The organism is Ruegeria sp. CDSB022 (genome assembly GCF_059611145.1).
In genome coordinates, this window is record NZ_JBXWOZ010000001.1 from 166,503 (window position 1) to 180,207 (window position 13,705).

At 56.4% G+C, this 13,705-nt stretch carries 9 protein-coding genes; 7 read left to right on the forward strand and 2 right to left on the reverse strand.

What is annotated here, in order from left to right:
* The first annotated feature begins 115 nt into the window (after positions 1 to 115).
* The 3 genes from AC2FIZ_RS00835 to AC2FIZ_RS00845 all read left to right on the forward strand — a co-directional run bounded on the left by AC2FIZ_RS00835 (position 116) and on the right by AC2FIZ_RS00845 (position 3,708).
* Positions 116 to 1,369, forward strand: coding sequence for a LysM peptidoglycan-binding domain-containing protein (locus tag AC2FIZ_RS00835; protein ID WP_496790446.1), 1,254 nt, complete (start codon positions 116 to 118; stop codon positions 1,367 to 1,369).
* Positions 1,370 to 1,446: 77 nt separating this feature from the next.
* Entirely contained in the window at positions 1,447 to 3,252 is a 1,806-nt protein-coding gene (locus AC2FIZ_RS00840) for an ABCB family ABC transporter ATP-binding protein/permease (RefSeq protein ID WP_496688505.1), read from the forward strand.
* A 51-nt stretch (positions 3,253 to 3,303) separates the two neighbouring features.
* The gene (locus AC2FIZ_RS00845; RefSeq protein WP_496688503.1) at positions 3,304 to 3,708 is read left to right on the forward strand and encodes a DUF2147 domain-containing protein; all 405 of its coding nucleotides are present in this window, start codon (positions 3,304 to 3,306) and stop codon (positions 3,706 to 3,708) included.
* 32 nt (positions 3,709 to 3,740) lie between these two features.
* Here the strand turns inward: AC2FIZ_RS00845 and AC2FIZ_RS00850 are convergent, their stop codons facing one another.
* Positions 3,741 to 7,520, reverse strand: coding sequence for an efflux RND transporter permease subunit (locus AC2FIZ_RS00850; RefSeq protein WP_496688501.1), 3,780 nt, complete (start codon positions 7,518 to 7,520; stop codon positions 3,741 to 3,743).
* The gene (locus AC2FIZ_RS00855; RefSeq protein ID WP_281971892.1) at positions 7,517 to 8,749 is read right to left on the reverse strand and encodes an efflux RND transporter periplasmic adaptor subunit; all 1,233 of its coding nucleotides are present in this window, start codon (positions 8,747 to 8,749) and stop codon (positions 7,517 to 7,519) included. The genes AC2FIZ_RS00850 and AC2FIZ_RS00855 overlap by 4 nt, the downstream gene beginning before the upstream one ends.
* Before the next feature lie 225 nt (positions 8,750 to 8,974).
* Between AC2FIZ_RS00855 and AC2FIZ_RS00860 the strand changes: the two genes are divergently transcribed.
* From AC2FIZ_RS00860 to AC2FIZ_RS00875, 4 genes are all read left to right on the forward strand, one after another.
* Positions 8,975 to 9,646, forward strand: a complete 672-nt coding sequence (locus AC2FIZ_RS00860) for a hypothetical protein (protein WP_142633066.1) — start codon at positions 8,975 to 8,977, stop codon at positions 9,644 to 9,646.
* Between the two features lie 38 nt (positions 9,647 to 9,684).
* On the forward strand, positions 9,685 to 11,007 hold the full coding sequence (locus AC2FIZ_RS00865; protein WP_271947724.1) for a PQQ-like beta-propeller repeat protein: 1,323 nt from the start codon (positions 9,685 to 9,687) through the stop codon (positions 11,005 to 11,007).
* Positions 11,008 to 11,055: 48 nt separating this feature from the next.
* Positions 11,056 to 12,519: a ribosome biogenesis GTPase Der gene (der, locus tag AC2FIZ_RS00870; RefSeq protein ID WP_142633070.1), complete on the forward strand. Its 1,464-nt coding sequence runs from the start codon at positions 11,056 to 11,058 to the stop codon at positions 12,517 to 12,519.
* Positions 12,520 to 12,684: 165 nt separating this feature from the next.
* Positions 12,685 to 13,671, forward strand: coding sequence for a fatty acid desaturase (locus tag AC2FIZ_RS00875; protein WP_282021839.1), 987 nt, complete (start codon positions 12,685 to 12,687; stop codon positions 13,669 to 13,671).
* The last annotated feature ends 34 nt before the right edge of the window (positions 13,672 to 13,705 follow it).

A 13,705-nucleotide genomic window follows, 5' to 3' on the forward strand; every position in this document is an offset into this window, starting at 1 on the left:
TCCGGGGTTGTATCTGGGGTTTTGACCCGTGATAGCGGTATTGATAGATTGGCTCAACCGTCAGGCAGATTGCGTTGCAGATAAGGCATTTGCGCTGCGGAGTGAAAGGAAGAGTATGGATTCCAATTCGGGTAGCGAAGGCTCCGGATCTTTCACCTGGGGGGTGATCGCCGGTTTGCTGGTTCTGTTAGGCGCAGGCGGCGCGTATTTTTCCGGCGCGTTTGATCGCACACCTCTGGACCCAGCGCCGCAAACAGATGTGGCGGAGGATGCGTCAGAGAACACCTCTGTTGCCTCCGACACAGGGGATGCCCCGCAGACCGACGATACGGATACGGATACGATAGAAGCCGAGGCGTCGACAGAAGGGGCGGACGAAACTGCTGAACCGGTAGCGGATGTTGCCGAAGCTGCACCTCCGGCCCTTGACCAGATCTTCGTCGAGCCTGATGGGAATGCGGTTCTGTCCGGTAACGCAGAGCCCGGCGTTGAGGTGCGAGTGTTGCTGGATGGCGAAACACTGCACAGCTTTACCGTCGATGACAGTGGCCAGTTTGCAGAATTCGTGTCCATTCCGTTTTCCACCGCCGCACGCGGTCTGACGCTGGAAACCGATGGGGTCGATCAACCTGTACGCTCTGATGACTATCTGATTGCGGCATTGCCCGAACCTGAACCAGAGGTCGCATCGGTCGATACTGCAGAAACCACCCCAGCCGACGAATCCGCAGTCGGCGATGAAACCGAGGCGGGGCAGGTCGCTCAAACCGACGACACATCTTCTGAAGAAACGGCAGATTCCACGCAAGGACAACAGGTTGCGATCCTGCGATCGGGGGAAGACGGGGTCGAGCTTGTCCAACCTGCGACGCCTCAGAGCACCGAACCTGATCAGGTCGCGTTGGATACGATCGGGTATTCAGACACGGGTGAGGTCGAGTTGACCGGCCGCGTGGCTGATGGTTCCGCGGTACGCGTGTACCTGGACAACCAACTGGTCGCCGATATGCAGCCCACGGATGATGGAAAATGGCGCAGCGAGATCGAAGGCATTGATCCCGGTGTGTATACGTTGCGTGTGGATGAGGTAGCCTCGGACGGCACGGTTAAAAGCCGTCTGGAAACCCCGTTCAAGCGTGAGCCTCTAGAAGTTCTGAGCGTGGCCGAAGTGGACGATGGGCCTGCACCCTCTCAGGAAACACCGGCCATCCGTTCGGTTACAGTACAAAAGGGTGATACTCTTTGGGCTATCTCTCGGGAACGATTTGGCGATGGTGTCTTGTATGTCAAACTGTTCGAGGCCAACCGAGGCGCGATCCGCGACCCGGATCTGATCTATCCGGGGCAGGTATTCACCATTCCGGAATAATCCTGTACCTCTGACCTTCCGGGGTCAGGGGCACTCTCTGACCGCAGTTCCGGTACGTGAAGAGACGAGTAGCCCCGATGAATTCCGACAATATCCCAAAATTGGACGCGCGCAGCTCTGGCTGGCGTACAATCCGGAAAGTTGCTCCTTATCTCTGGCCCGAGGATGAGCCCTGGGTTAAGCGCCGCGTTCTGATTGCTATGGGCATGTTGGTTCTGGCCAAGTTGATCGCGGTCTACACCCCGATTTTGTACAAAGGCGCGGTTGATAGCCTGGCGGGCGAGGGCGTTCCCCCCGTAGCGCTGGGTGCTGTTGGGTTGACGGTGGCATATGGTGTCGCGCGCATGATGACTGTTGGTTTGCAGCAGTTGCGGGATGCGGCCTTTGCTCCTGTCGGGCAGCGGGCATTGCGCGCACTGGCATTGGAAACTTTCCAGCATATCCACCAGTTGTCGATGCGCTATCACGTGACGCGGCGCACGGGCGGTCTGAGCCGTATTATCGAGCGCGGCGTAAAAGGGGTCGAGTTCCTCTTGCGTTTCCTGCTGTTTTCCATCGGGCCTTTGATCCTTGAACTGCTGCTTGTTGCGATCATTCTGATGTGGCTGTTTGATGTCTGGTATCTGGTGGTCGTCGCGGCAACGATCGCGCTGTATATCTGGTTCACATTTGCGGTGACCGAGTGGCGCGTGAAACTGCGCCGCGAGATGAATGATCAGGATACCGAGGCGAACCAGCGCGCCATCGACAGCCTGCTGAATTTTGAAACCGTCAAGTATTTCAATGCCGAAACGCGTGAAGCTGAACGGTATGATGTGTCAATGAAAGCCTATGCGGGGGCGGCTCTCAAGACGGCGTATTCTCTGGCGTTTCTAAATTTCGGGCAGTCCTTTCTGATCACCTGCGGATTGATCGGTGTGATGGTCTTGGCAGCCATTGGGGTGCAGGCCGGGACGCTGACCGTGGGCGATTTCGTTATGGTCAACGCCTATATGATCCAGATTACCGTACCGCTGAATTTTTTGGGTACGGTGTATCGGGAAATCCGCCAATCTCTGGTCGATATGGGCCAGATGTTTGACCTGTTGGAACAACCCGCCGAAGTGGTCGACAAGACTAATGCACCGGATCTGGATGTAACAGGGGGTGAGGTTACCTTGCATGATGTACAATTCGGATATGATGCTGAGCGGGAAATTCTCAAAGGTGTTTCCTTAACCATTCCTGCGGGCCAAACCGTAGCGATTGTGGGTGCGACGGGGTCGGGTAAATCCACCATCGGTCGGTTGCTGTTCCGGTTCTACGATGTCACCGGGGGCGCGCTGAAAATTGATGGGCAGGATGTGCGCGACGTCACGCAGACCAGCCTGCACGCGGCAATCGGAGTGGTGCCGCAGGATACCGTGCTGTTTAACGATACCATTCGCTATAACATTGCCTATGGACGCGACGGGGCCACGCAGGAAGATGTCGAAGCCGCCGCCCGGGCTGCCCAGATCCACGATTTCATAGTTACGTTGCCCGAAGGCTATGACACCACAGTCGGTGAGCGCGGGCTAAAGCTGTCGGGTGGGGAAAAGCAGCGGGTCGGTATTGCCAGAACGCTGCTGAAAAACCCGCCGATCCTTTTGCTGGACGAGGCGACATCGGCGCTGGACACAGATACCGAACAAGACATCAAGGATGCTTTGGCCCATGCGGGCGAGGGGCGTACGGTTCTGACGATTGCCCATCGCCTGAGCACAATCGCCGAGGCAGACAGTATTGTAGTGCTAGAGCGTGGCAAAATCCTGGAGCAAGGCACGCATGATGAATTGCTGAAACGTGAGGGGCGTTATGCCCAGCTTTGGAATCGCCAGCAATCGGATATGCAGGCGGCCTGATAGGCGGCCCAAACTATGTTACACTACAGATCACGCATCTGAGGTATTGTTATGCATAAATATTTCCGCAAGTTCATTGTGCCAGCCATAGCGGCAGTTGCCACACTTACACCGGTCTATGCGCTTGGAGACCCCATCATCGGAATTTGGAAGACCGAGCCGGACCGGAAGAACCTCGTCTCTGACATCAAAATTACAGCCTGCGGTGACAAGTTCTGTGGTCAGATTTTATCTGCATATGACGCCAGCGGAAAAGCAGTACAGACGCCGAATATCGGAAAGAAACTGTTCTGGGATGTCAGCAGCCAAGGCGGTGGTAAATATGGCGGGGGTGAATTCTGGGTGCCGTTAGTGGATGTTGATGCAGTTCCGCAAATGACGCTGAAGGGTGACACTCTGATGGTCAAAGGGTGTGAACATCACATTTGTGCGCATCAAACCTGGACGCGCGAGTAAAACAGGGCTGGATTGCCCAACCCTGTTGCTCTTTATTCGGCTGCTTTCAGCGGTGAACCGGTCGGTTCTTTCCCAGAACTGTCAGCGCTCGGATCGTCGGTACGCAGCTCATCATCCCAGACCATTTCGGTTGCCTGAGCATTCATCGCGGCTTTACCGATGGCCATATCCAGCGCCACCTGGCTGGATTTTCCCGCTGTAGCACGAGCCAAAATCTTACCCAACCAGATGGCATAGGTTGTCACCCAGACCCGCATAGCCAAAAGCGAAGGCGTCACGATCAGCGTCAGTACCGTCGCGATACCAAGGCCAAAGACAACTGCGGTTGCCAGCTGTTTCCACCACAGCGCTGTGGGGCTGTTGATCGAATACCCGCCGTTGATAAAGTCCAGCGACAGCCCGAACATCATCGGGGTAAGGCCAGCCATCGTGGTGAGTGTGGTCAACAGAACCGGACGAATGCGTGCCTCGGCGGTGCGTATGATCGCCTCGATCCTTGGCATGTACTGGCTATATTCCTGATAGGTGTCGATCAGAACAATGTTGTTGTTCACCACGATCCCTGCCAGAGCCACAATACCCGTTCCTGTCATGATGATCGAGAAGGGCTGTTGCATCACCATCATACCGATCAGAACACCTGTTGTGGACAGTACCACGGCCAGCAGAACTAGGATCGAATTGTAGAACGAGTTGAACTGCGCGAGCAGAATAACGAACATCAGCCCCAACGCGCCCATAAAGGCATTCACAAGAAACGCCCCGGATTCGGCCTGATCCTCCTGATCACCTGTCCATGTCCAGCTGACGGAACTGCCAAAAGGATCGGTTTCCAGCCATTCAGTCAACACAACAATCCGTTCGTTCGGGTTAATCAGACTGGTGCGCGCGTCACCGGATTCGATCAGCGTGCGCAAATCATCGGTGCTTTCTGCCTCGGTCAGCATGATCAGTTCGAACTGAGTCCCATCGGGAAATGCCAATGCGGTAGCTGTTGGGATTTCATCCTCTGCGAGTTCACGCACCACTGCCAATCTTTGATCGGCGCCATCCGGTCCTGTGACCACAACATTGCTCAGGCCGGGCTCAACATCCGCCTTCACGTCAAAATAACGTTCCTGATCGACACGGTTGATTTCGGCCAGTTTGGCGACTGGTTTGCGCGAGACAAAGTTGGACAGTGGCACCAAACCATCGACCGTGCGGACCTTGAGCGTGTCAAGCGTTGACAAGACACGATCCTGATCAGGCAGGCGAACACGGATTTCGATTTCATCATCCACGTTGTCCGGGCGCATTTCGCCCAGCAAAAGGCCACGCGTAACAAGCTGTACCATCGCACCGACGGTGGCTACGTCTGCGCCAAATCGGCCTGCTTTGGCGACATCAACGTCAATCTGCCAGTCGATGCCGGGCAAGGGCAGCGTGTCCTCGATCTTGATAAGGCCCGGGGTGGCGTCGAATACCTCACGCGCGGCCAGGGTGGCTGATGTCAGCTCTTGCCAGCCATCGGCCTTGATCCGCAGATGGACAGGTTTGGAAGAGCCTGGCCCTTGCTCAAGCGGCAAGGTCTCAACGATGATCCCCGGTAGCTGCGCAAGCTCCCTGTTCAACTCTTCCAGAACATAGTCGCCGTCATAGTCTGGCGCCACTGTGTGCCGGTCTAACAATCCTCCGAAAATCGGTTCCGAGACGTTCGGTCTGTCTTCCCAAGGGATGATTTCGAACTGAACCTGACCAACGGTATCCGCCGGGGATTGGCCACCAGGTCCACCGGTGTCCAAACCACCTTCACCAGCGAATGCAAAGACGTTGATAACAGCCGGGTGCGCACTGATAATCTCTTCTGCGGCGAGTACCATCTGGTCCTTTTCGGCCAAAGAGATATTGCCGCGCGCACGGACATAGGCCGTGGCCTGCTCTGGTTCGCTTTCAACGAAGAATTCAACACCGCGGTTGTTTTTCCCAAATGCGGTCATGACTGAAGCTACAGCAAGGCCAATCACCACAATTGATACAATCGGCATGATCGGGTTGCCCACAAGGAATTTCACCACATGCCCAAAGCGTGTGTGTTCGCGGCTGGTCTGCACATGCTCAACCGGGGCGCGTTCGATTTTTGCCGCGCTCAGGGTGACCGACCCGGCAAACGCACCTAGCATGAACAGGATCATTCCAAGAACCGAACTACCTGAATCGACCAGGTAGTCCGGGTTCAATGTCTGCATCGCCCCCAGGAAGATCAGGTATAACGACGGGGGAACCATCGCTGCCCGAACCCACCAGGCTGTTCGCGCCCTCAGCCAGTTCGACGACCGGTCAAACACGCGGCTGAGGCGGCCGGAAACGCCGCCCATCACGGGCAGGTAGATCAATGCAACGATCAACGACGCCGACAAAACGAATATCAGCGTAACTGGCAGCATCCCCATGAATTCGCCCGGAACGCCGGGCCAAAAGAGCATAGGCAAGAAGGCGCATAATGTCGTAGCTGTCGAGGATACGATCGGCCAGAACATCCGTTGTGCGGCTTCGACATAGGCATGCATGGGACCCACGCCCTCGTTGATCCGCTTGTCGGCATATTCAACCACCACGATGGCCCCGTCGACCAGCATTCCGACGGCAAGAATCAAACCGAACATGACGATGTTCGAAATGCTGACCCCCATCACTGCAAGGAATGCAAAGCACAGCAGGAATGAGGTTGGAATCGCAAAACCCACCAGCAGGGCGGCACGGGTCCCAAGCGAGGCCAGAATGACAATCATAACCAGCGCAATAGCGGTAAGAACCGAACCCTCAAGCTGGCTGACCATCGACCCTACGATCCGGCTCTGGTCGTTCGAGGTGCCCAGTTTGATCGCCGCCTGCATCTCGGCTGGCCATTTGGATTGGGCCGCTGCGATAGAGGCTTTGACCTCGTCGACCGTGTCGATCAGGTTATAGCCTTTGCGTTTGACGACCTGCAGTGCCACGGTGGCCTCGCCGTTGAAGCGGGCGGTGCCTTCGCGATCTTCGAAAGTATAGTTGATTTGCGCCAGCTCGCCCATGGTCACGACGCGGTCGCCATTGACCTTGACGGGTAGGTCATACACGTCCTGGGCGGTCTTGAAAGACGAAGGGATCTTGACCGAGAAGGTGCCTTGATCGGTTTCTACCTCACCAGCGGCGATCAGCTGGTTGTTGTTCTGAACAACATTGATCAGCTCGGCGGCGGTAACGTTATACGCTTCCAGCCGGAGCGGGTCGATGATCACTTCTAGCAATTCGTCTCGATTGCCGGCTATCCCTGCCTCAAGCACGGAATCCAATGCTTCCAGATCATCCTGCAAATCTTTGGCGACACGGGCCATTGTTCTTTCAGGAACAGCCCCGGTCAGATTGACAATCACAATCGGGAATTCAGAAAAGTTGATCTCGGTCAGGGTATATTGCTCAGCCCCTTCAGGAAAATCGGCCTGGGCGCTGTTCATGGCGTCGCGGACATCGGCCATGATCGCCGTCTTGTCCCATCCAAAATCGAATTCCAGCGCGACACCGGCATAGCCTTCGGCAGCCGTCGACGTCATTTCTTTGAGACCGTCCAGATCAGCCAGCTCGGTTTCCATCGGCTTGACCAGCAGGTTTTCAGAGTCTTCAGCGGAAATGCCGGGGAACTGAACCGAGACGAAAAGCGCAGGGATTTCGATATCCGGCTCACCTTCTTTCGGCAGGCCAACATAGGCGTATCCACCTACGATCAAGGAAATCGCGATAAATGCCAGAACCATTCGGGCTCGGCCAGCGGCCCAGCTTACTATTCCGGTCATTGCACTGCATCCCGATAAGTTGGCTCAACCATCACGCCGCGAGTCACGAATTCTTGCCCGACAATGATGATGTCCGCCGTTTCCGGCAACCCGTCAACCCAGACACCTTCGGAGGTGTCGCGCAACAAAGTGACCGGCAGGAAATCCACAATGTTCCCATTTCCAACGGTCCGTACACCAACTTTGCCATCGTTATTCAGCGTCAGTGCGGACTGAGGCAGCAGATGTGCCTTGGTCCCTTCAGCCGAGATTCGGATGTCCGCAGTCTGACCGTCCCGAATTGTCAGGTCGGGGTTAGGAACGGTAATCTCGACCTCAAAGGTCCGGGTGGTCTCATCGGCCGACCGGCTAAGGAAGGTGACCCGCCCAGAGACCTGAAGCCCCGAGATCAGCTGGGCCGAAGCCTCGGACCCTACGATGATCCGGTTCACATCTGCCTCGGGAACAAACCCGACCAACTTGATTGGGTCCAACTGGATCACAGTCGCACACAGCGACCCTGGTTGCATAAGGCTTCCAAGCTCAGCTGTGTCACTTTCTAACAGACCCTTGAATGGAGCTTCGATCGTCTGGCGTTCGATTTCACGTTCGGCGGCCTCGACTTCGGCTGATGCCGCTTCAATACCGGCGCGTGTTGCTTCCAGCCCGGCTTCGGCGCTTTTGATACCAGCCTGGGCTGTACTCATTTCTGCCTCGCTGGAAATCCTGCGGGTTTCCGACCCAAAACCGGTCTCTGATAGCTTTCGTGCGGCTTTCAAGTTGATTTCGGCTTCGGCTACGCGCGCATGTGCCTCCAGCAGACGCGCTTCGGCTTCGGGCACCCGGCTTTTGGCTTCAAGCTTGGCGGCTGTTGCTTCGGCCAGGCTTGCCGGACGGGTGCCTGGATCCAGCTCACATAACAAATCACCGGCTTCGACAAAACTGCCCTTGCGCTTGGGTTCTGATACGACAGTTGACGTCGTTTCGGCCAGAACTTCGACCTCGCGGTTTGCTCTGGTTTGTCCACGCAGAGTCACTGCACTGTCTACTTCGCGGGCGACAGAGCGCTGTGCAACTACACGGATTACGTGCCGATCCTCTGCGGGAATTTCAGAAGATTCTGCCTCGGACGTAGTGCCCGGGTTTGAATCTTCGCGGCCGGCGAATGCTAATAATGCATCCCTTTCGAATACCAAATAGAATAAGGCAACAATCACCAAAAAGGCGTTTACGAATGAAATCAAACGCATACAGGGTCTCTCCCAGAATTCTTTGCCGACTGTCCCTCGGCGCGCATGCTTAGAAATGGGGGCGGGGCCTCATCTTTTCCACACTAAACTGAATAGTTCGGTTCACTTTTTTCTGCAAGGGTATCCGCAGGTGGGGGAATTGTATGAAATCGGACCCTTGGCTTGGCAATGGCAGCGGGGTATGACATTGCCCAATATCACAGAACACAAGCCCGGGGAGCAGGGATGAGCGACGTCGACAGTTTCATTGATGAGGTGACCGAAGAGGTGCGCCGCGACCGTCTGTTCTTGCTTTTGCGCCGTTGGGGTTGGGTTGGCGTAGTGGCGGTTGTTCTGATCGTTGGTGGTGCCGCGTTCAACGAACTGCGCAAGGCGCGCGCAACCAGTCAGGCACAGGATCTGGGAGATGCGATTCTGGCCGCTATGGCACAGAATGAGTCCGCCGATCGTGCCGATGATCTTGCCTTGGTACCTGCACCAACACCCGGTGGAGATGCGATTGTTAAGATGCTGCTTTCTGCCTCGCAGACCGAAATCGAGTCCGGGCAGGGCGCTGTTGAGAGTCTGAACGCCATTGCGGTTCAGGGTGATCTGCCTGAAATTTACCGGGCCATCGCGACCTTCAAGGCTTTGCTGCTGCAAAGCGAGACAATGCCGGTAGCAGACCGGCGTCAGCAATTCGAAGCGCTGGCCGTGCCGGGAGCCCCATTGCGGTTGCTGGCAGAGGAGCAACTGGCACTGATCGAAGTGTCCGAAGGTCAAGTCGATGCCGCCATTTCCCGTTTGCAGGCAATGCGGCAGGACGCTGAAATCGGCGTAGATCTGCAGCAACGCGCAACACAGTTGATTGTTGCGCTGGGTGGTGAACCGGAACCGCTGGTCGCACGGCAAAGCTGAACCGGTAGAAAATAAATGACAGGCAAGTTCGGAGTATCATGGTGATTAGTCTCTTCCCCCGTATTGGGTTGCCGGTCGCGGTTGTTTCCCTGACATTGCTGGCGGCTTGTCAGGAGCCCGAGGTCATCCTGCCCGGAGCTCGTGAGGACATCCGACCAACATCCGACAATGAAACGGTTGAGACCCAGGGAGCCAAGCCGATCAGCCTTCCTGCCCAGACGGCCAATGCCAACTGGTCACAAAGCCCGGGAACCGCTGCGTATCGGACGACAAATGCCTCTTTGCGTAATACTCCACAGAAACTGTGGTCAACGTCGATCGGTGATGGAGATTCGCGCAAGCAGCGCATCACGGCCGAGCCGGTCGTTGCAGGTGGTTTGGTCTACACGCTGGATTCCGGAGCGACCGTTTCAGCGGTCTCACCGCAGGGGCAGGTTGCCTGGAGTACAGATCTAATCCCTGGCACCGACGGAGATTCAGATGCAACCGGCGGTGGATTGGCCTATGCTAATGGCGTTCTTTATGTGTCTTCTGGTTTTGGTCGCCTGACCGCTCTGGATGGCAAATCCGGTGCCATTCGTTGGCAAAAGCGCCTGAATGCTACGGGCAGCGGCTCACCTCTGATCAATGATGGCCTGCTGTATCTTGTCGCCGGAGATGAAATCGGATGGACGATTGATACAAAAGATGGGCGCATCCTCTGGCAGGTTCAGGGCACCCCAAGCGTTGGCAATGTATTGGGCGCGCCTGCGCCGGTGATTGCCTCGGATTTCTCGGTGTTTGCATTTGGCTCGGGCGATATAGCTGCAACGTTCCGTAGAGGTGGTATTCGCCGCTGGAACGCGTCGGTTGCTGGTGGGCGTCGAGGGCGCGCCGCAGCGCAGATCGTTGACGTAACAGGCGGCCCGATGGTGGTCGGCGATACCATCTATATCGGCAACCATTCAGGCCGCACCGTGGCATTCGATTCCACTTCGGGTGAGCGGAGGTGGACCGCGGATGAAGGCGCCGTTGATACGGTTTGGCCGGCTGGAAACAGCATCTTCCTGATTAGTGATCGCAGTCAGTTGGTGCGTCTGGATGCCTCGGATGGCTCGATTGTGTGGGCGCAGGACTTGCCTGGATTCGTCAAGGACAAGCCCGGTCGGCGTGGCGCAATCTATGCGCATTACGGGCCGATCATGGCTGGTGGGCGTATCGTTGTTGCATCGAACGATGGTTATCTAAGGTTCTATAACCCGCTCGACGGCACGCTGGTTCACCGCGTCGAGGTTCCCGGCGGTGCCACTACGGCGCCAGTTGTTGCCGGGCAAACCTTGTACGTCGTTTCGACCAAAGGTGAACTGCACGCTTTCCGTTGACGACAAGATGCGCTAAAGGGCGCGTCTGAGTCTTGAAAGTTGAGTAACATGTCCCTGACCCTCGCTATCGTGGGGCGCCCCAATGTGGGCAAATCCACTTTGTTCAACCGCCTCGTCGGCAAACGACTGGCATTGGTCGACGACCAGCCAGGTGTTACGCGCGATTTGCGCGAAGGCGAAGCGCGTCTGGGCGATCTGCGCTTTACCGTTATTGATACGGCGGGTCTTGAGGATGCGACAGACGACAGCCTTGAAGGCCGGATGCGACGCCTGACCGAGCGCGCCGTGGACATGGCTGATGTGTGCCTGTTCATGATCGACGCGCGTGTGGGGTTGACGCCCACAGATGAGATGTTTGCCGAGATTCTGCGCAAACGATCGAAACACGTGATCCTTGCTGCCAACAAAGCTGAAGGTTCGGCGGCTGATGCCGGTGTGCTCGAAGCTTATAATCTGGGTCTGGGCGAGCCGGTCCGCCTGTCGGGTGAACATGGCGAGGGGATGACCGATCTTTACGCACATCTGATGCCTCTGGCGGATGCTGCTGCGGAAAAAGCGATCGAAGAAGCGCCCGTAACTGATATCGAGCTTGATGAAGACGGCGAAGCCGTAACCCCGTTGATCACCGACGCCAAGCCGTTGCAAGTTGCCGTTGTTGGTCGCCCGAATGCCGGAAAATCCACCCTGATCAACAAGATCGTTGGCGAAGATCGCTTGTTGACCGGACCCGAGGCCGGGATCACACGCGATGCAATCAGCCTGCGGATCGACTGGGCCGACCCCGAGGGTGAAAGCACGCCGATGCGGATCTTCGATACGGCGGGGATGCGCAAAAAAGCCAAGGTACAGGAAAAACTTGAGAAGCTTTCTGTATCGGATGGTTTGCGTGCAGTAAAATTTGCCGAGGTTGTGGTGGTGTTGCTGGATGCGGCGATTCCGTTTGAACAGCAGGATCTGCGCATCGCGGATCTGGCCGAACGCGAGGGCCGAGCCGTCGTTGTCGCCATTAACAAATGGGATATCGAAGAGGACAAGCAGGAAAAACTGCGCGATCTGAAAGAATCGTTCGAACGTCTTCTGCCGCAGTTGCGCGGCGCTCCACTGGTCACGGTTTCCGCCAAAACAGGGCGGGGGCTTGAGCGCCTGCGTGCTGCTATCCTACGCGCCCATGATATCTGGAACCGGCGTGTGCCGACTGCTGCTTTGAACCGTTGGTTGATCGCAATGCTGGAACAGCACCCGCCGCCAGCGCCGCAGGGTCGCCGGATCAAGCTGCGGTATATGACACAGGCCAAAACCCGCCCCCCTGGATTCGTGGTTATGTGTTCGCACCCCGACAAGATGCCTGAAAGCTATAACCGTTATCTGGTCAACGGCCTGCGTGAGAGTTTCGATATGCCCGGGACCCCCATCCGACTGACCTTGCGCGGACAGGGAGACAAGAACCCTTACAAGGGACGGCGTAAGAAAAACGCAGGTGCCTTGGCCAAACATTTGAAGGGACGCGCGTAACTGCGCCAATCTGTTGCATTTTTCATCTCGGGGCGTGACAGCCCTTTGATGGCGCGCTAGCATTCGCTGGCGCGCTTTTGTTTCCAAGCGTGTCGCTTGTTTGCGGGAAGACCGCACTCGTTTTTAGAATCACATTGCAACGGGCCATTGTGGGGAGCCGACGGAATGGATTTGAGAGAATACACACGTCAATACGCGGTTCAGGACAATGGATTGGCCGCGATCAGCTACTTTGGGACTTTCGCGGTTTATTTCTCATCGTTGGCATTAGCCATCATCTATGTGGACCGCTGGTATGTCATGATGCCTGCCGGGGTGGTTTTCGCGTTTTCCGCTGTTCGCCTTTACGTGCTGCAGCACGATTGCGGCCATCATTCGCTATTTGAAACGCGTGCACAGAATGAATGGGCAGGGCATGGGCTGTCCCCGTTCACTTTCGCTCCATTCGAAGTGATGAAGCAAAATCACAACCTGCATCACTCCGGCATCGGCAATCTGGAACATCGTGAGACCGGCGAAATTCATACCATGACCGTGAGGGAATGGAATGCGGCGAACTGGTGGTCGCGGCTGTATTATCGCCTATACCGCAACCCGTTTGTCCTAGTACCGGTCGGAGCACTGTTTACTTATTTCATTCGCTACCGCTGGCCCAAGAATACGGTGCGGTTCGGCGTCAAAGGCGTGCTGCTGCACAACCTGTCGATCCTGATTTTCCTGGGCCTGCTGTATCTGATCGCCGGTGCGACCGGTATATTGGTTTGGGTGGCCTTTTCCTTCCTTGGCGGGATGCTGGGAGTTTTCCTAGTCTATCTTCAGCATAATTTCGAAGACACATACTGGGACCGTCGCCCAGATCTGGATCCGAAATTGGCTGCGCTGCAGGGGTCGTCGGCGCTGGATTTCGGCTGGTGGTTTGATAATGCGGTGGCCTGCATCACATTGCACGATATACACCACTTCAACGCGCGCATCCCCTCTTACCGGCTGCGGGAATGCCACTATAACCTCCCGTCCGAGTATTCGCCGCGCCGGATCAAATTCCCCGAGGCGGTAGCGGCTTTGAATCTGAAACTTTGGGATGAGGACACCAAACGGCTTGTACCTTTCCCTCCTAAGGATCAATCCCGGGGGCTGGCCCGTAGCAGCTAGCCGGTATTCCGGCCCGATGTGAGAAGGAAAGGAA